The sequence below is a fragment of the Bordetella tumbae genome (assembly GCF_965139195.1).
GTDB lineage: Bacteria > Pseudomonadota > Gammaproteobacteria > Burkholderiales > Burkholderiaceae_B > Bordetella_A > Bordetella_A tumbae.
The window spans coordinates 1-16,664 of sequence record NZ_CBCSJH010000065.1 but is presented as its reverse complement, the minus strand read 5'-3'; the positions used below and the strand labels follow the sequence as shown (position 1 = coordinate 16,664).

At 59.7% G+C, this 16,664-nt stretch carries 15 protein-coding genes; 5 read left to right on the top strand and 10 right to left on the bottom strand.

The genetic code is table 11. The features are described 5' to 3' along the window. Positions 1–73 precede the first annotated feature (73 nt). The 6 genes from ACNA0J_RS29040 to ACNA0J_RS29015 form a co-directional block, all read right to left on the bottom strand. Positions 74–1,042: a bile acid:sodium symporter family protein gene (locus ACNA0J_RS29040; RefSeq protein ID WP_415822472.1), complete on the bottom strand. Its 969-nt coding sequence runs from the start codon at positions 1,040–1,042 to the stop codon at positions 74–76. Positions 1,043–1,149: 107 nt separating this feature from the next. Beyond that, entirely contained in the window at positions 1,150–2,136 is a 987-nt protein-coding gene (locus tag ACNA0J_RS29035) for a tripartite tricarboxylate transporter substrate binding protein (protein WP_415822471.1), read from the bottom strand. A gap of 249 nt (positions 2,137–2,385) precedes the next feature. Next, entirely contained in the window at positions 2,386–3,534 is a 1,149-nt protein-coding gene (locus tag ACNA0J_RS29030; RefSeq protein WP_415822470.1) for a mandelate racemase/muconate lactonizing enzyme family protein, read from the bottom strand. Positions 3,535–3,665: 131 nt separating this feature from the next. Beyond that, positions 3,666–4,568, bottom strand: a complete 903-nt coding sequence (locus ACNA0J_RS29025) for an NAD(P)-dependent oxidoreductase (RefSeq protein ID WP_415822468.1) — start codon at positions 4,566–4,568, stop codon at positions 3,666–3,668. Between the two features lie 141 nt (positions 4,569–4,709). After that, positions 4,710–6,170 carry an NAD-dependent succinate-semialdehyde dehydrogenase gene (locus tag ACNA0J_RS29020; RefSeq protein ID WP_415822467.1) on the bottom strand — a complete coding sequence of 487 codons (1,461 nt, stop codon included), beginning with the start codon at positions 6,168–6,170 and terminating at the stop codon, positions 4,710–4,712. A 27-nt stretch (positions 6,171–6,197) separates the two neighbouring features. Continuing rightward, positions 6,198–7,178 (bottom strand): 2-hydroxyacid dehydrogenase, encoded by a 981-nt coding sequence (locus tag ACNA0J_RS29015; RefSeq protein ID WP_415822465.1) that lies wholly within the window; start codon positions 7,176–7,178, stop codon positions 6,198–6,200. An 84-nt stretch (positions 7,179–7,262) separates the two neighbouring features. On the opposite strand from ACNA0J_RS29015, the gene ACNA0J_RS29010 reads away from it, so the two are divergent. After that, the gene (locus ACNA0J_RS29010) at positions 7,263–8,051 is read left to right on the top strand and encodes a FadR/GntR family transcriptional regulator (protein WP_415822464.1); all 789 of its coding nucleotides are present in this window, start codon (positions 7,263–7,265) and stop codon (positions 8,049–8,051) included. Positions 8,052–8,071: 20 nt separating this feature from the next. Here ACNA0J_RS29010 and pdxA read toward each other — a convergent pair whose 3' ends face one another. From pdxA to ACNA0J_RS28990, 4 genes are all read right to left on the bottom strand, one after another. Beyond that, complete coding sequence (gene pdxA, locus ACNA0J_RS29005; RefSeq protein ID WP_415822463.1) at positions 8,072–9,052, bottom strand: 4-hydroxythreonine-4-phosphate dehydrogenase PdxA; 981 nt, start codon at positions 9,050–9,052, stop codon at positions 8,072–8,074. Between the two features lie 160 nt (positions 9,053–9,212). Beyond that, positions 9,213–10,889, bottom strand: coding sequence for a PhoH family protein (locus ACNA0J_RS29000; RefSeq protein WP_415822462.1), 1,677 nt, complete (start codon positions 10,887–10,889; stop codon positions 9,213–9,215). A 57-nt stretch (positions 10,890–10,946) separates the two neighbouring features. Next, a complete protein-coding gene (locus ACNA0J_RS28995) occupies positions 10,947–11,411 on the bottom strand; it encodes a peroxiredoxin (protein ID WP_415822461.1) in 465 nt (154 codons plus the stop codon). Beyond that, complete coding sequence (locus tag ACNA0J_RS28990; RefSeq protein WP_415822460.1) at positions 11,408–11,866, bottom strand: Mth938-like domain-containing protein; 459 nt, start codon at positions 11,864–11,866, stop codon at positions 11,408–11,410. Before ACNA0J_RS28990 ends, ACNA0J_RS28995 begins: the two co-directional genes overlap by 4 nt. A gap of 181 nt (positions 11,867–12,047) precedes the next feature. On the opposite strand from ACNA0J_RS28990, the gene alaC reads away from it, so the two are divergent. The 4 genes from alaC to ACNA0J_RS28970 all read left to right on the top strand — a co-directional run bounded on the left by alaC (position 12,048) and on the right by ACNA0J_RS28970 (position 16,428). Continuing rightward, positions 12,048–13,235 (top strand): alanine transaminase, encoded by a 1,188-nt coding sequence (gene alaC / locus ACNA0J_RS28985; protein ID WP_415822459.1) that lies wholly within the window; start codon positions 12,048–12,050, stop codon positions 13,233–13,235. Positions 13,236–13,350: 115 nt separating this feature from the next. Beyond that, a complete protein-coding gene (locus tag ACNA0J_RS28980) occupies positions 13,351–14,655 on the top strand; it encodes a homoserine dehydrogenase (RefSeq protein ID WP_415822473.1) in 1,305 nt (434 codons plus the stop codon). After that, a complete protein-coding gene (gene thrC / locus ACNA0J_RS28975) occupies positions 14,652–16,061 on the top strand; it encodes a threonine synthase (protein ID WP_415822458.1) in 1,410 nt (469 codons plus the stop codon). Before ACNA0J_RS28980 ends, thrC begins: the two co-directional genes overlap by 4 nt. 145 nt (positions 16,062–16,206) lie before the next feature. Beyond that, positions 16,207–16,428 (top strand): YgdI/YgdR family lipoprotein, encoded by a 222-nt coding sequence (locus ACNA0J_RS28970; RefSeq protein ID WP_094821814.1) that lies wholly within the window; start codon positions 16,207–16,209, stop codon positions 16,426–16,428. Positions 16,429–16,664: the final 236 nt, after the last annotated feature.

The following is a 16,664-nucleotide window of genomic DNA, read 5'->3' as shown; positions in this document are numbered from 1 at the left end:
CNNNNGATCGGTCCGGGCATGCGGAAGGGGTGGCGTGGTGCCTGAGTGGAAGATCTGCTTGGTTGCAAGCCCATCAATGCGGCCGCTTGGCAAACCTGGAGGCCAACATCGCGCAAACCATCAGTTGAATCTGATGAAATAACATCAACGGCAGCACAATAGCTCCTACGGCTTGCCCTGCAAAAATCACTTGCGCCATGGGAATTCCGCTAGCCAGGCTTTTCTTTGAGCCACCGAACAACAGCGTGATGCGGTCTTCGATATTGAATTTGAAGATTTTGCCCAGAATCACACATCCCAGCAGCGCCAAGGCCAGCAATACGGCGCAGGAAAACACCAGGCCCACCAAGGCAGGCACGGGCGTGTTATGCCAGAGTCCTTCGTTGACCGCTTCTGAAAAGGCCGTATATACCACCAGCAAAATCGACCCTTGGTCCACGAACTTCAGTACTGCCTTGCGTTTGTAGACCCATGCACCGATCCAGCGGCGCATGATTTGACCCAGGATGAACGGCAGCAATAGCTGCAGCATGATCTGGCCCACGGCATCAAAAGAAATCGGCGCGCTGGCGCTGGCCACCACTACCGTGCCCGCCAATAGCGGCGTCAAGAAAATACCCAGCAGGCTCGATGCCGATGCGCTGCAGACGGCTGCGGGTACATTGCCCCGCGCCATGGACGTGAACGCGATCGCGGACTGTACCGTCGCCGGCAAGCAGCACAGGAACAGGATGCCGGTGTAGAGCTCTGGCGTGACTAATGGCTGCAGCAGCGGTTTGAGCGCCACCCCCAGGATGGGGAACATGATGAACGTCGCCGAGAATACGGTCAGATGCAGGCGCCAATGCATGACGCCGGCAATGATGGCTTCGCGTGACAGACGCGCGCCATGCAGGAAAAACAGCAGTGCAATGCCTAGATTGGTGATCCAGTCAAAGGCAACCAAACCCTGCCCATGGGCGGGAAACAGGCTGGCGAGAATGACAGTGGTAACAAGAAGAAGGGTAAAACGGTCGGGCAGGAATCGGGTGTAGCGGGACATGGGAGTAGCTGCGAAACGATCGCCGACGTGGCGGTCAAAGGCGGTTATTGTAGACCGCCACGTCTGGTGCGATATTCAGCTATTTGTAGGGTGAATGTCTGGGCGGATTATTCGATTTTGATTCCCGCGCGATCAATGACACCGGTCCATTTCTTGACCTCGTCGTTGACCAGTGTCTTGAATTCCGCGGGCGTGCTCGCGACAATTTCAACGCCTTGCTTGCCGAATCGGTCGACGACATCTTTTTCATGCAACATCTTCACCATGTCGGCGTTGATTTTCTGCACGATGTCGGTGGGGGTGCCGGCCGGTGCCTGCATGCCGAACCAGACATTGACTTCATACCCAGGAACGCCTGCTTCGACAACCGTGGGAATGTTGGGCAGCAATGCTGGGCGCTTGGCACCGGTCGCCGCCAGCGCGGTCAATTTGCCTGCCGTGATGTTGGGATAAACGTTCGGCAGGTTATCAAATAATACGTCGATGTCTCCGGCCAGTAATGCCGTCACGGCTGGTGCGCTGCCTTTATACGGAATGTGCGACATCTTGGTGCCGGTCAGTTCCAGAAAGAGCTCCATGGAGAGATGGTTCGATGAACCTGAGCCGGTCGATCCATAATTGAGTTTGCCGGGATTGGCCTTGGCGTATGCGATGAGCGATTTGACGTCTTTGAAGGGGGAGTCGGCGCGTACCGTCAGGATGTTCTGTGTGCTGCCCGCCCAGATGATGGGTTCAAAATCCTTGAGCGCGTTGTACTTCATCTTGTCTCGATACAGTCCGGGCAGGGCCGAGAACGGCAACGGCGTGATCAATAGCGTATAGCCATCGGGTTTGGATTCCGCGACGAACGTATTGCCAATCAAGGTGTTTCCGCCGGGTTTATTTTCGACGATGACAGACTGTTTCCAGGTCTTGGTCAGATACTCGCTCGCAGTCCGGGCAAGCGTGTCGTTGAATCCACCTGGCGTATAGGGGACGACAATGCGTACGGGTTGGTTGGGATAAGGGGATGCGGCTTTGGCCGCCGGCGCGGCAGCCGCGGCGATAACCAGGCTCAGGCTGCCCAGCACTACACTCAGTTTTCCAATCGTCATGATGTGTTATCTGACCGCCTTTGGGACTGGCATAGCGGTGTGAGGAAGGCAGGGCGGGATAAGGGGTGCAGCGTCAGATCCAGCCTGTATTTGCCTTCGCATCTAACTGCTATGCAGCGCTTCGGCGATCTGTCTCCGTTGATGTTGTTGTGGATCGATCGTCATTCAGCACAGTCAGTCGTGCGGACTGGCATGGCTGTGTCTTGGTGCTGCAATGGACGGGCGATATGCCCGTCCGGTGTTGCTGATTCAGAACTTCACTACGTAGCCGGGGCCATCAACCATGGGGAACTTGTCGAACAGGGATTCATCGACTTCTACGCCCAGGCCCGGACCCGTAGGCGGCTCGACGCAGCCGTCTTTGCCGATGGTGAACGTTGGCCCGAACATGTCCCGGAACGGATTGAAGTGAGAGACGCAGGCCTCGAAATATCCCGCGTTTTCGGTCGCCGCGAGAAAGTGCAAGGTCGCGGCATGGTTCAACCCTGTTGCCGAACTATGCGCGTTGATGGGGATACGGAAGGCCGATGCCATCGCGGCGATCCGCACCGATTCGGTAATACCGCCCGTCTTGGACAGGTCCGGTTGCCACACTTGTACCGCACCTGCCTCCAGCATCTGGGCGAACTCGAACCGCATGAAATGGTTTTCTCCTGCTGCCAACGGGACCAGCGGCGTGATCTTGGCGGCTTCGCGATAAGACGCAAAATCGTTGCAGGCAAAGGGTTCTTCCAGCCAGCCTGCTTGAATGTCGGCCAAGGCCGGTAATACGCGGCGCGCCTGGGCAATGGTGTAGGCGGTGTTCGCGTCGGTCAGGATATCGATCTCGTCTCCAACCATTTTCCTGACGTGCACACAACGGGCTATGTCGTCTTTCACGGTATCGCCGATGCGCAGTTTGACCGCACGATAGCCCTGTTCGATGTATGACAGCGCTTCTTCTGCCAGCGTTTCCGGGGCTTGATAGCCCAATGCGATCCCGCCGGCATACGCGGGCAAGCGTTTACGCGAGCCGCCGAGCAGTTCGTACAGAGGCATGTTGGCCGCCTTGCCGCGAATGTCCCACAGGGCCATGTCGATACCGGACAGTGCCAGTGCCGCGCCTGCACCCAGGCCGTGGCTCGAGAACTGCATGCGGTGTATGCGTTGCCATGCACCGACGACGTCGGTGGCCGGCATGCCGACCAGCAAGGGCGACAAGGTGTTGTGGATGTGGCTGACGATCGCGCTGGGGCTGCGTCCCGGATGCGATTCGCCGTATCCCGTGATGCCTTCGGACGTTTCGACGCGCACGATGATGGCGTCGCGTTTCAAGGTGCTGCCTACGCCCATCGTCACCGTTTTGCCTTCTGGCAAGCGATAGGAAATGGGGATGGCAGTAATGCGGGTAATTTTCATATTGTCTCCTCGTTGATGTCGTTTTGATTGTTGACGGCATGATCGAGGTATCCCTGGCTGGAGGCTTGATAGTGCCTTGAGCCAGGGGTACGTCAATCAGACCTGTCGGGTACTGCGGTTGAACGTCGCGACTATTTCGCCGTGCCTGCCGGCGAGGTCGCCAGATAGCTGACGAGCGTCGGCACGGGGGATTGGCTCAGGCCCGTCTCCGCGGCCTGCTCGTACAGCTGCTTCACACCGCTGGCCAGGGCATTATGCGAATCCTGTTCTTCAGCCATGGTGCAGTAGTAGCCCATGTCCTTCAGCGCGTTGGAAATAGAGAACACGAAACCCGATGAGTCTTCCGACTCGATGTACGGGCGCAGTCGATTGAGCACCACGCCGCCACCGCCGCCAGCGGCCAGGATGTCGCAGAACACTTTCGGATCGGTTCCAGCCTGACGCGCGCACGCGGCGGCCTCGGCCAAGACGGCGGAGAAGCCGAGCGACACGTAGTTGTGCAGCAATTTCATCTGATGGCCGCTGCCCACGCCGCCCGCGTAGGCGATGTTTTCGGCGTAGCTCTGCAGCACGGGCAGGCATTTTTCAAAGACGTTTTTATCGCCGCCTACGATCAAGTTCAGCCGGCCCTCTGCTGCTTCCTTGGGCGTGCGCGTCATCGGGGCATCCAGGAAGGCGCAGCCCGCCTCCTGGACCGCTTGCGCGATTTTGCGTGTGGAAGACGGGATCGCAGTCGAGCAATCGATCACCGTGCTGCCCGGACGCAGGCCCTTTAGCGCGCCGTCTGCGTCAAACAACACGGCCTCTACCTGGGGCGAGCCCGTCACGCAAATGATCAGGATATCGGCCTCGGCGGCCAGTGCTGACGCCTTCGGGAGTGTCTTGGCGCCGGCCGCGAGCAGTTTGTCCAGCGGCTGATTGCCCGGATGGTCGAGGATCGTCAGCGGGAAACCGTTGCGCAGCAGGCTGGCGGCGATGCCCGATCCCATCAGGCCGGCGCCTATCAGGCCGATATGCGGTTTAGTGGATGTCATTCATTGCTCCGGGAACCTCCGGCTTGGATGCCGGGGAGGAACGAGGCGCAGCCATCAGGCTGCGTACCTCGTCGGGTTTGAGTGGTATGCGGGTGGTATCCGCAGGGTGAGTCGAGTTTTGCTCAGGTGTCGGAGCAGTGCTCAGGCCTTGCCCAGGCCGCCCGCGCAGATGTATTTGATTTCGACATAATCATCGACGCCGTATTTGGAGCCTTCGCGCCCGACGCCGGATTCCTTGATGCCGCCAAACGGGGCCAGCTCGGTCGAGATGATGCCTTCGTTCAAACCCACGATGCCGGTTTCGAGGGCCTCGGAGACGCGCCATGCGCGGCTATAGTCCGACGTATAGAAATAAGAGGCCAAACCAAACGGCGTGTCGTTGGCGAGGTCGATGACTTCTTGTTCCGTGCTGAATCGGATGAGCGGCGCAACCGGACCAAAGGTTTCTTCCTGCATGAGCTTGGCATCTCGCGAGACGTTCAACAGAATCGATGGCTCATAAAACAGGCCGCCCAACGCATGAGCGCGGCCGCCGGTCATTGCGGTGGCGCCGCCCGCGATGGCGTCGTCCACGTGTTCTTGCACCTTTTCGATAGCGGCCTGATCGATCAGCGGGCCCAGGTCGATGTTGTCTTGCAGGCCGTCACCGACTTTCAGCGCCAGCACGGCCTGTTTCAGGCGTTCGGCGAAGGCATCGTAAATGCCGTCCTGCACGAAAATACGGTTGGCGCAGACGCAGGTCTGGCCAGCGTTACGGAATTTGGAGGCCATGGCGCCGGCCACGGCCAAGTCCAGATCGGCGTCATCGAACACGATGAATGGCGCATTGCCGCCCAGTTCCATCGAGACCTTTTTGACGGTGCCGGCGCATTGCTCCATCAGCAGTTTTCCGACGCTGGTCGATCCGGTAAAGGATAGTTTGCGCACCAATGGGTTGCCGGTGAGTTCACCACCGACGGTGCCCGAGTTGCCCGTCACGACGTTCAGCACGCCTGCGGGAATGCCTGCTTCTTCTGCCAATTCGGCCAGGGCCAAGGCGGAATAGGGCGTTGCCGTGGCTGGTTTGATGACGATAGTGCAACCGGCGGCCAGCGCCGCACCGGCTTTGCGCGTGATCATCGCATTGGGGAAGTTCCACGGCGTAATGGCAGCGACGACCCCGACAGGCTGTTTGATCACGACGATACGGCGATCGGATGAGGCGGCAGGAATGATGTCGCCATAAATGCGCTTGGCTTCTTCTGCGAACCATTCCAGGAACGACGAACCATAGGCAATCTCGCCACGCGATTCTTTCAGCGGTTTGCCTTGTTCCAGGGTCAGCAGCTTGGCCAGGTCTTCCTGGTTCGCCATGCACAGGTCGAACCAGCGGCGGATCAGCTGTGAACGTTGCTTGGCAGCCATGGATCGCCACGCGGGCAGTGCCTTGTTTGCCGCCTCGACTGCTTGGCGTACGTCTTGCTGCGTCAGCGAGGGGACGGTGCCGAGGACGGATCCATCGGCGGGGTTGGTAACGTCAATGGTCTTGCCGCCGGAGGCGTCGATCCATTTTCCTCCGACGTAGCATTGTTGGCGAAATAGAGAGGGTCGTTGCAAATTCATCGGAAAACCTCATGAAAAAAGGGTATCTCAGCGTGGGCTGAGCAAGTTGTCGGGGATCGTGCCTTGGTACAGGGCATCCAAGCCATTGATCAGCAGCCATCCCATGGCGTCACGGGTTTCGTGAGTGGCGCTGCCGATATGCGGGGACAGAAACACGTTGTCCAATTCACGGTATCGCGGATCGATATTCGGTTCGTTGGCGAAGACGTCCAGACCTGCAGCAAAAAGCTTGCCTGAGGACAAGGCCTGGATCAGGGCGTCGTCGTCCACCAGTTCGCCGCGTGAAATGTTGATCACGACGGCGTTTTGGGGCAGTTGTGCGAGGCGCTCGGCATTGATGACGCCTTTCAGTTCAGGCGAGCCCGGTGCGGCAACGATCAATACGTCGGCATTGCGCAGCCCGTCATCGAAGTCCGCATGGTAGATCGCGCCCTGTGCCAGATCGTCGGCTAGCGGGCGGCGATTGTGGTAGTGGATTTCCATGCCAAAGGCGCGCGCCCGGGTGGCGATTTCCCTGCCGATGCGGCCCATGCCGAAAATCAGCACTCGCCTGCCTTTCAAACCCAGGCCTAATAGTTGGGTGGGGCTCCATCCGGGCCAGCTGTCGGTACGGACCATGCGGTCTGCTTCATATCCGCGGCGGCAGGCATTGAGCATCAACATCATGGCGATCTCTGCGCAAGCGTCGCTCAACACGTCGGGCGTATGCAAGACGCCAATTCCCAGTGCCTGCGCCGTGGCCATGTCGATGTGGTTGTACCCGACGGACAGCGTGGCGACGTAGCGTAGGGTAGGGGCCAGCTGGCGCAGCACCTCGGCGTTGATTTGCTCGGTGGCGCTGGCAAACAGGATCTCGGCGCCTTGTGCCGATTGCGCGATCTGCTCGGGCTGCAGAATGCTGTCGTCCGCATTGACGTGCAACTGATAGCGCTCATGCAAAGCGGCTTCGACCGCTTTAGGAAAACGGCGGCACAGATATGCCTTGGGTTTGATCGTAGTGACTGCCATTGCCTGCAATGCCTCCTTCGTCTATTTTTTGGTACTATCAATTTGTACGACAAATTTGTCAAGAGGGAATCCGTTACCCCAGCCATGCCAGAAAAAAAACCGACTCATGAAAGAACGCTATCCGATCAACTGACGGATATGCTGGCGCAGGAAATCCGGCGTGGCGCGTATCCCGTCAATGCTCGGCTGCCTACGGAAAAATTCATGATGGAGCAGTATGGCGTGAGCCGCACCGTGATCCGGGAGGCGATCTCGCGCCTGAAGTCCGCGGGCTTGGTGGACACGCGTCAGGGCAGCGGCACGGTCGTGCTGGATCCAGCGTCCAGCGATGTGTTTCGGCTGGGTACGCCGGACGAAGATCCCGCTCGTGGGGTGCTGCGCATCATCGAGCTGCGTCGCGGTCTGGAGGCAGAAATGGCTGCATTAGCCGCCGAGCGGCGCACGGCGCAGGACATGGCGCGCATCAATCAGGCATTGGCGGAAATCGATCACGCTGTCGCCAAAAACGGCGATGGGGTGGAAGAGGATCTGGCGTTTCATATTGCGATCGCGCAAGCGACCGGCAACCCGCATTATCCGGAACTGTTGGGGATGCTGACCCGCGCGCTGAAAGACGCTATTCGCGTGACGCGTGGCAACGAAGCGCGCCAGGAACAATTGGCTAATCAGGTGCGTAACGAACACGAGGCAATACGTGCCGCCATCGAGCGGCGCGATATCGAGGCGGCCAGGACCGCGGCCTTTCATCACATGCTCAGCACAGCGACTCGCATACAGAACGTCGACGCGGAATACTGGCAGGGATCGAATCGCGCCGCAGCGGGCAGATTGGCGCGTACCCGATTGGCATCCGAGATCAGGAAAAGTAAGTAGGCCGAGTGAGCAGGCAACAGCTACGGCGTCATGGCTAACGCCAGGTCAAACGCCGCGACGAGGGAGGCATGATCCGCGATGCCTTTGCCGGCAATATCAAAGGCCGTGCCGTGGTCGACGCTGGTGCGTACGAAAGGCAATCCCACCGTTACATTGACGCCCTGATCCACGCCCAGATACTTCACCGGAATCAATCCCTGGTCATGATATTGCGCGACGACAATATCAAATTCGCCACGCCGCGCACGCATGAATATCGTGTCGCCGGGCCACGGACCGGAAACCTCCAATCCTTCGGCACGGGCTTGGCTGATCGCCGGCGCGATCACATCCAGGTCCTCGCGACCGAATTTCCCGTCTTCACCTGCATGAGGATTCAACCCGGCGACCGCGATGCGGGGGCGCGCAATGCCCATTTGCCGGCAAGCCAGATCGGCCAGGCGAATGGCGCGAATCTCCGCTTGCGGTGTGACGGCTTTTGGGACGTCCGCCAACGCCATATGGATGGTCACGAGTAGCACCCGCAGCTCATCATTGGCCAGCATCATGGCGAAATCGGTGGTGTTTGATCGCTCCGCCAATATTTCTGTATGACCAGGCTGGTCAATTCCTGCCAGATGCATGGAATGCTTGCTCAATGGCGCGGTGACGATGGCACGGATCAGGCCTGCCTGCGCATCATCGATGGCCGCGCACAGATAGTCGTAGGCGGCCTGCCCAGCGGCCGCGCTGGTTTTTCCGATGGGTAAGTCCGCCGGCAGGGGAGCGCTACAGGGAATGACTTCGATACGTCCCGGCGTCCCGCTGGCCAGGCTGGCGTTTGCAATGTCCACGACTTCCATCCTGGCGCCGAGCAGGCCGGCCGCATGGCGCAACGTCCCTGCGTCGCCGTAGACGACCACCGGTGCGCGTAAACCTTGTGCGCAGGCTTTCACAATGATTTCCGGGCCGATGCCGGCGGCATCGCCCATGGTAATGCCGACAGGAAGCAATTCAGACATGATAGGCAGACGATAATTTGAAGGTGATGCTAGCAGGCATCCGCAGCCCACTCCGTGCATAGTACGCCTGCTTGGCAGCGCGTGTGACAGGCATGAAATGGAACAGCCCCCTCCGACGTAGAGGGGGCTGTTTCACGATGCGCGCCAGACGCCCTGATCGTTACAGCACGTCGCCCGCGTAATCCGCCAGACGCGAACGCTCGCCACGTTGCAGCGTGACGTGCCCCGCGTGCGGCCAACCCTTGAACCGGTCCACCACAAACGTCAGGCCCGAGCTGCCTTCGGTCAGATAGGGCGTATCGATCTGCGCCACGTTACCCAGGCAGACGACCTTGGTGCCGGGGCCGGCCCGGGTGACCAGGGTCTTCATCTGTTTGGGCGTCAGGTTCTGGGCCTCGTCGATGATCAGATATTTGTTCAGGAACGTGCGGCCGCGCATGAAATTCAGCGATTTGACCTTGATCCGCGAACGGATCAGATCCATCGTCGCGGCACGGCCCCAGTCGGCGCCGCCCTCGCTGTCGTTCATGTTGAGCACGTCGAGGTTGTCTTCCAATGCGCCCATCCAGGGCAGCATTTTTTCTTCCTCGGTACCTGGCAAAAAGCCGATGTCCTCGCCGACCGGAACCGTCACGCGGGTCATGATGATTTCGGTATAACGCTTGGTTTCCAGGACCTGGGTGATCCCGGCGGCCAGCGCCAACAGCGTTTTACCGGTGCCTGCCTGACCCAGCAGCGACACAAAGTCACAGTCGGGATTCATGAGCAGGTTCATGGCGAAATTCTGTTCGCGATTGCGTGCGGTGATGCCCCAGACGTTGTTTTTGCCGTGGGTATAGTCGCGCAGGGTGGCCAGGACCGCGGTCTTGCCGCTGACCTCGCGCACTTGCGCATACAGCGGCATCTGGCCTTCGAAATACACGAACTGGTTGACCATGAACTGCGAACACAGCGGGCCATGGATACGGTAAAACGTGGTGCCGCCTTGTTGCCAGGACTCGACGTCCTTGCCATGGCGATTCCAGAAATCCTCGGGCAATTGCATCACGCCCGAGTACATCAGATCCGAGTCTTCGAGGACGTGGTCGTTGTAGTAGTCCTCGGCGGCCATGCCCAGGGCACGGGCCTTCAGGCGCATGTTGATGTCCTTGGACACCAGCACCACCTCGCGTTGCGGGAATTTTTCCTGCAGTGCGCGCACGACGCCCAGGATCTGGTTGTCTGCCTTGCCCATCGGCAGGTCCGAGGGCAGGGTGCTGTGGATCGCCGTGGTCTGGAACATCAACCGGCCGGTGGCGTCCTTGTTGCCCAGCGCGCTGAGCTCCAGTCCTTCGTCCAGTTGCTCGGCATCATTGACCAGCGCGTCCAGCGAACGGCTGACTTGACGCGCGTTACGCGCGACCTCGGACATGCCTTTCTTTTGATGATCGAGCTCTTCGAGCGTCATCATGGGCAGGAAAATGTCGTGTTCCTCGAAACGGAACAGCGAGCTCGGGTCGTGCAGCAGGACGTTGGTGTCCAGCACGAACAGCTTGCGCCCCTCGGACTGGGCTCGTGCCTTGGGCTTGCGGGCCGGGGCAGTGGGCTTGGCAGCACGGGGAGCGCGCGTTTTGGCCGCCACAGGCGCAGGGGCAATACTGGGCACCGTCGCCGGTGCGCTGGCCTGCGATTTGAGGCCGTCTAATTCGGGTTGTACGGGGAGGGTGTTGACCGCCTCGGGGCGTGCCGAGGGTGCCGTTCCCGCAGCTTTGCTGGGGCGGGCTTTGGGTCGGGCGGTTTCGCCCGAGGGGAATGTCAGGATAGCTGCGGGTCGGGAGGGCAACTTGGGTAGCGGCATATAGGGGGTTCTCCTGGTGGGCCGGCTCTAGCGCCTGACGATGATGCTCAGACAGACTTAACCAATACTGCGGGCAGCTTGCAGGACTTCGTTGGCGTGGTTGGGCACCTTGACCCCGCGCCATTCCTGGACCAGCCGCCCGTAAGCGTCGATCAAAAACGTACTGCGTTCGATACCACGTACTTGTTTACCGTACATGTTCTTCTGCTTGATGACACCGTATAGGTTGCAGACGGTCTCATCGGTGTCCGCGATGAGAGGAAAGGGCAGTTCGTACTTTCCCTGGAAATTCTGGTGCGATTTCAGCGAGTCGCGCGAGACGCCGATCACGACGGTACTGGCGTCGAGGAATTCGGCATGCAGGTCGCGGAAATTCTGGCTCTCGGTCGTGCAGCCCGGGGTGTTGTCCTTGGGGTAGAAATACAGCACGACGGCGCGGCCCTGGCATTGTTCCAGGCTGATCGGGCCGATGGTGCTTTCAGCGGTAAAAAGAGGGGCAGATTTGCCGATGAGCGTGGTCATGTGGGGAGATCTCCTTGGGTTGGCAGCAGGGCGACGACCACGCGTCGGCCCTCTGCCATCAGGATGTTGTATGTGCGTGCGGCCGCCTGGGTGTCCATGACTTCGACACCAATGCCGGCCGCCAATAGCGGGCGCAGGACGTCTTGGCCCAGCATGCGTTGCCGGCCTCCTGTCCCGACGAGCAGGACCTCGGGTCCGATGCCCTTGGCGAGCGTGCCGGTTTCCGGCTCGTCCAGAAAGGCCAGCGGGTCGCGCTTGGCCTCGGAGAGTCCGGCAGCCTGTTGCAAAAGGGGCGCGGTGATGTCCGCAGCGGCCTGAACAGGCCATTCAGAGACCGTGCCCTCGGGGCCGAAGGCGACGGCGTGGGAAAATCGTACCTGGTTGACTTCAATGTACCCATCACCGTAGGCGGTGACGGTATTCAGGGCCGATGCAGGGTCGGTGTGCAGCTTCAATAAAAACTCCAACTTGATGCTTCCGATAATAGCGCATCAGCATGTCCATTTGTTGCCGGGTATCTACGAGTAGAGGGACAGAACGTGTCAATTTGCCGACGGGGCCTGCATGCGCTAGATTACTAAGTTTTGCTGCGCTGCAAATCCGCGTCATCCCGCCCCCTATCAAGGAATGGTTTCCATGAGGAAGTTCTCCCGCATCGAGCGTCTGCCCCCGTATGTGTTCAACATTACTGGCGAGCTCAAGATGGCCGCCCGTCGGCGGGGCGAGGACATCATCGATATGTCCATGGGCAATCCTGATGGCGCCACGCCCAAACACATCGTCGACAAAATGGTCGAGGCCACACTGCGGCCCACCACCCATGGGTATTCTGTGTCCAAGGGCATTCCGCGTCTGCGCAAAGCCATCTGTGACTGGTATCAGCGCCGCTATGACGTCGAATTCGACCCGGATAGCGAGGCCATCGTCACCATCGGCTCGAAAGAAGGCCTGGCGCACCTGATGCTGGCGACGCTGGACCGCGGCGATACCGTTCTGGTGCCCAATCCCAGTTATCCCATCCATATTTATGGCGCGGTAATCGCCGGCGCCAATATCCGTTCGGTGCGCATGACGCCAGGCGTGGATTTCTTCGAAGAACTCCAGCGCGCGGTTCGCGAGTCGATTCCAAAGCCCAAGATGATGATTCTCGGGTTTCCCAGCAATCCGACCGCGCAATGTGTCGACCTGTCGTTTTTCGAACGCGTGGTGGCGCTGGCCAAGGAGCACGACATCCTGGTCGTGCACGACCTGGCCTATGCGGATATCTGCTTTGATGGCTATGTCGCGCCGTCCATCATGCAGGTCCCGGGCGCGCGCGATGTCGCGGTCGAGTTCTTTACCATGAGCAAAAGCTACAACATGGCGGGCTGGCGCATCGGCTACATGGTGGGCAATCGTGACTTGGTCAACGCGCTGGCTCGGATCAAGAGCTATCACGACTACGGCACGTTCACGCCGATTCAGGTGGCCTCTATTGCCGCCCTGGACGGCCCGCAGGACTGTGTCACCGAGGTCGTCGAGCAATACCGCAATCGCCGCGACGTGTTGGCGCGCGGCCTGCACGAGGCCGGCTGGAACGTAGAGATTCCCAAGGCATCCATGTACATCTGGGCGCAGATCCCCGAGCCATACCGGGCCATGGGTTCCCTGGAATTCTCCAAGCGCGTGCTGTCTGACGCCAAGGTCGCCGTATCGCCGGGCATCGGTTTTGGCGAATATGGCGATGAGTATGTGCGCTTTGCCCTGATTGAAAACGAACAACGCACGCGTCAGGCTGTGCGTGGTATCAAAGAAATGTTCCGCAAGGACGGCTTGTTGAAATGAACCTGGTTGTTGCCGATCCCGGCATCACAGACCAGCCACCGCATTCTGGAAATTGGAAATGACAAACGCTGCAAGTACCCAGCCCGCCTCCGGGGCAGTTCATCCGGGCGCCGACCTGAAACCCATCAAGATTGGCCTGTTGGGCTTAGGTGTCGTGGGCGGTGGCACCTGGAGCGTGCTTACCCGCAACGCCGAAGAAATCGCCCGCCGCGCCGGACGCCGCATCGAGATCAGCCGTATTGCCGTACGTGACGTGGCCAAGGCGCGCGGCCGTATCGGCGAGGCCATCCCGGTGGATACCGACGTGCAGGCCTTGGTGCGAGACCCCAATGTCGACATCGTGGTCGAGCTCATCGGCGGCGACACACTCGCGCGCGAACTGGTGCTCGAAGCCATCGCAAACGGCAAGCATGTCGTTACCGCCAACAAGGCCTTGCTGGCCAAGCATGGCAACGAGATTTTTGCCGCTGCATCCGCCCAAGGCGTGATGGTGGCGTTCGAGGCCGCTGTCGCCGGTGGTATCCCCATCATCAAGGCCATTCGCGAAGGGCTGACGGCCAATCGCATCGAATGGGTGGCGGGCATCATCAACGGCACCACGAATTTCATCCTGTCCGAAATGCGCTCGCGTGGCCTGCCTTTTGCCGATGTGCTGGCCGAAGCGCAACGCCTGGGCTATGCCGAGGCCGATCCGACCTTCGACGTCGAGGGCGTCGATGCGGCCCACAAACTCACTTTGTTGGCCTCGCTGGCGTTTGGCGTACCGGTGCAATTCGACAAAGCACACATTGAAGGCATCTCGCAGCTCGCCCAAGAAGACATCGCCCACGCCGAGCGCCTGGGTTATCGCATCAAGCTGCTGGGCATCACCAAGCGCCGTGCCGATGGCATCGAGCTGCGCGTGCATCCGGCATTGGTGCCCGCCGAGCGCCTGCTGGCCAATGTCGAGGGTGCGATGAACGCCGTGCTGGTCCGTGGCGACGCCGTCGGCCCGACGCTGTACTACGGCCAGGGCGCGGGTGAGGAGCCCACCGCCTCTGCGGTGGTCGCCGATCTCGTTGACGTGACGCGTCTGCATACCGCCGATCCGGGCAACCGCGTTCCGCACCTGGCATTCCAACCCGACGCGCTGTCCGATCTGGCCATTCTGCCTATCGATCAGATCAGCACCTCGTATTACCTGCGTTTACGTGTCGACGATCAGCCGGGCGTGCTGGCCGATATCGCACGTGTCCTGGCAGATCTCGAGATCTCCATCGGCTCGATGATCCAGCAACCCTCGCACATCGGTGGCGCCGACATCATTTTCCTGACGCATCAAGCCACCGAAGGCAACGTCGATAAAGCCATCCACAGTATCGAACAACTGCCGTTTGTACGTTCCAGCGTCACGCGTCTGCGCGTGGAGACCTTGCAATGAAATACATCTCTACCCGTGGCGGCATGGCGCCGCAAGCGTTTACCGATATCCTGCTGGAGGGCCTCGCGCCCGATGGCGGGTTGGCCGTTCCTGAAACGCTGCCGCAGATCTCTGCCGACACGCTCGAATCCTGGCGCGGCCTGTCCTACGCCGATCTGGCCTTCGAGGTGCTATCGACGTTCGCGACCGATATTCCCGCCGACGACCTGCGTCGCCTGACGCGTGCCGCGTATCGCGAAGGCGTCTTCAGCAGCGCAGACATCGTGCCTTTGCGGCCGCTGGATGGCGGTCTGCAACTGCTGGGTTTGTCCGAAGGCCCCACGCTGGCATTCAAAGACATGGCCATGCAGTTCCTCGGCCAAGTCTTTGAATACGTCCTGACGCAACGCGGCGCGACATTGAATATCCTGGGTGCGACCTCCGGCGATACCGGCTCGGCTGCAGAATATGCCTTGCGCGGAAAACGCGGCGTATCGGTATTCATGCTGTCGCCCCATGGCCGCATGAGCGCGTTTCAACGCGCGCAAATGTACTCGCTGCAAGACGAAAACATTCACAACATCGCTGTGCGTGGTGTGTTCGACGAGGCGCAGGACATCGTCAAGGCACTGGCCGGCGATCTGCAATTCAAGAACCAATATCGCCTGGGCGCGGTGAACTCCATCAACTGGGCGCGTATCGCTGCACAGGTCGTGTACTACTTCCACGGCTGGTTGCGTGCCACGACAGGCCGAGGCCAACAAGTCTCCTTCGCCGTGCCCTCGGGTAATTTCGGCAACATCCTGTCGGGCCATATCGCGCGCAGCATGGGCTTGCCCGTACGCCGTCTGGTGTTGGCCACCAATGAAAACAACGTGCTCGAAGAATTCTTCCGCACGGGCATCTACCGTCCTCGCGGCGCAGAGCACACCTACGCCACTTCCAGCCCCTCCATGGACATCTCGCGCGCATCGAACTTCGAGCGCTTTGTGTTCGATCTGGTGGGCCGCGATCCGCAACGCGTAAAAGCACTGTGGGCCGATCTCGCACGCGATGGCCATTTCGATCTGTCCTCGCTCAAACCCGCATTCGAATCGCAGTATGGTTTCGTCGCAGGCACGAGCACGCACGACGATCGCCTGTCCGTGATTCGCGCCACGCATGCAGCAACCGGCGTATTGATTGATCCCCATACGGCCGACGGCGTGAAAGTCGCCCGCGAGCATGTGGAACCGGGCGTGCCGATGCTGGTCCTTGAAACTGCCTTGCCCGCAAAATTCTCCGAAACCATCGAAGCAGCTCTGGGAAAAAGGGTCGATCCCCCGGCGGCCCTGGCCGATCTGGAGTCCTTGCCCCAGCGAGTCGAGGTCATGGATTGCGACGCACAGTTGGTGCGACGCTACATTGAGGCGCACGCCAAGGTGTAAGAGGCGTTGCAGGCTGTTTTATGACGCCGCGTGTCAGGGGCGGTGTCATTACAGACTTATGCATTTTGGCCACATCCGGTCACGGAATGGGCGGGGTTACGGCCTAAAGTGAAGCTTCGTTCAAGATTGACGGAGTTACCGCTTTATGAAATTCAAGACCCTGATGCTCGCTTCGACCATTACCGGAATCGCTGTTCTGGCTGGATGCTCAACGCCCTCAGTGATCCAAAAGCGCGATGGCAGTCAGGTTATGACTTCTGACAAGCCTGAATATAACGAGGACACTGGTTTTTACGAGTACGATAAAAACGGCCAGAGAGTGCAAGTTAACAAGGACGATGTGAAGACCATCGAAGAAGTTAAGTAGTCTTGGCTTTGTGTATTAAAGAAAGACCCGAGCGAGTCGTTGCTTGGGTCTTTTTGTATGCGTTTATGCGATTCGAATCTGCCAGTCAGTTAGATGCATAGGTCTTCTCTGTGAAGACGTCCCTGTCGGGCGCCTGGAAGCCACACCGGGCCTATCGCCGCGACTCGGCCCATGACCTGTCCTGGTCTAATGTAAGTGGACACGTAGATAGGGTCATTGACCCTAGCCAGGAACAC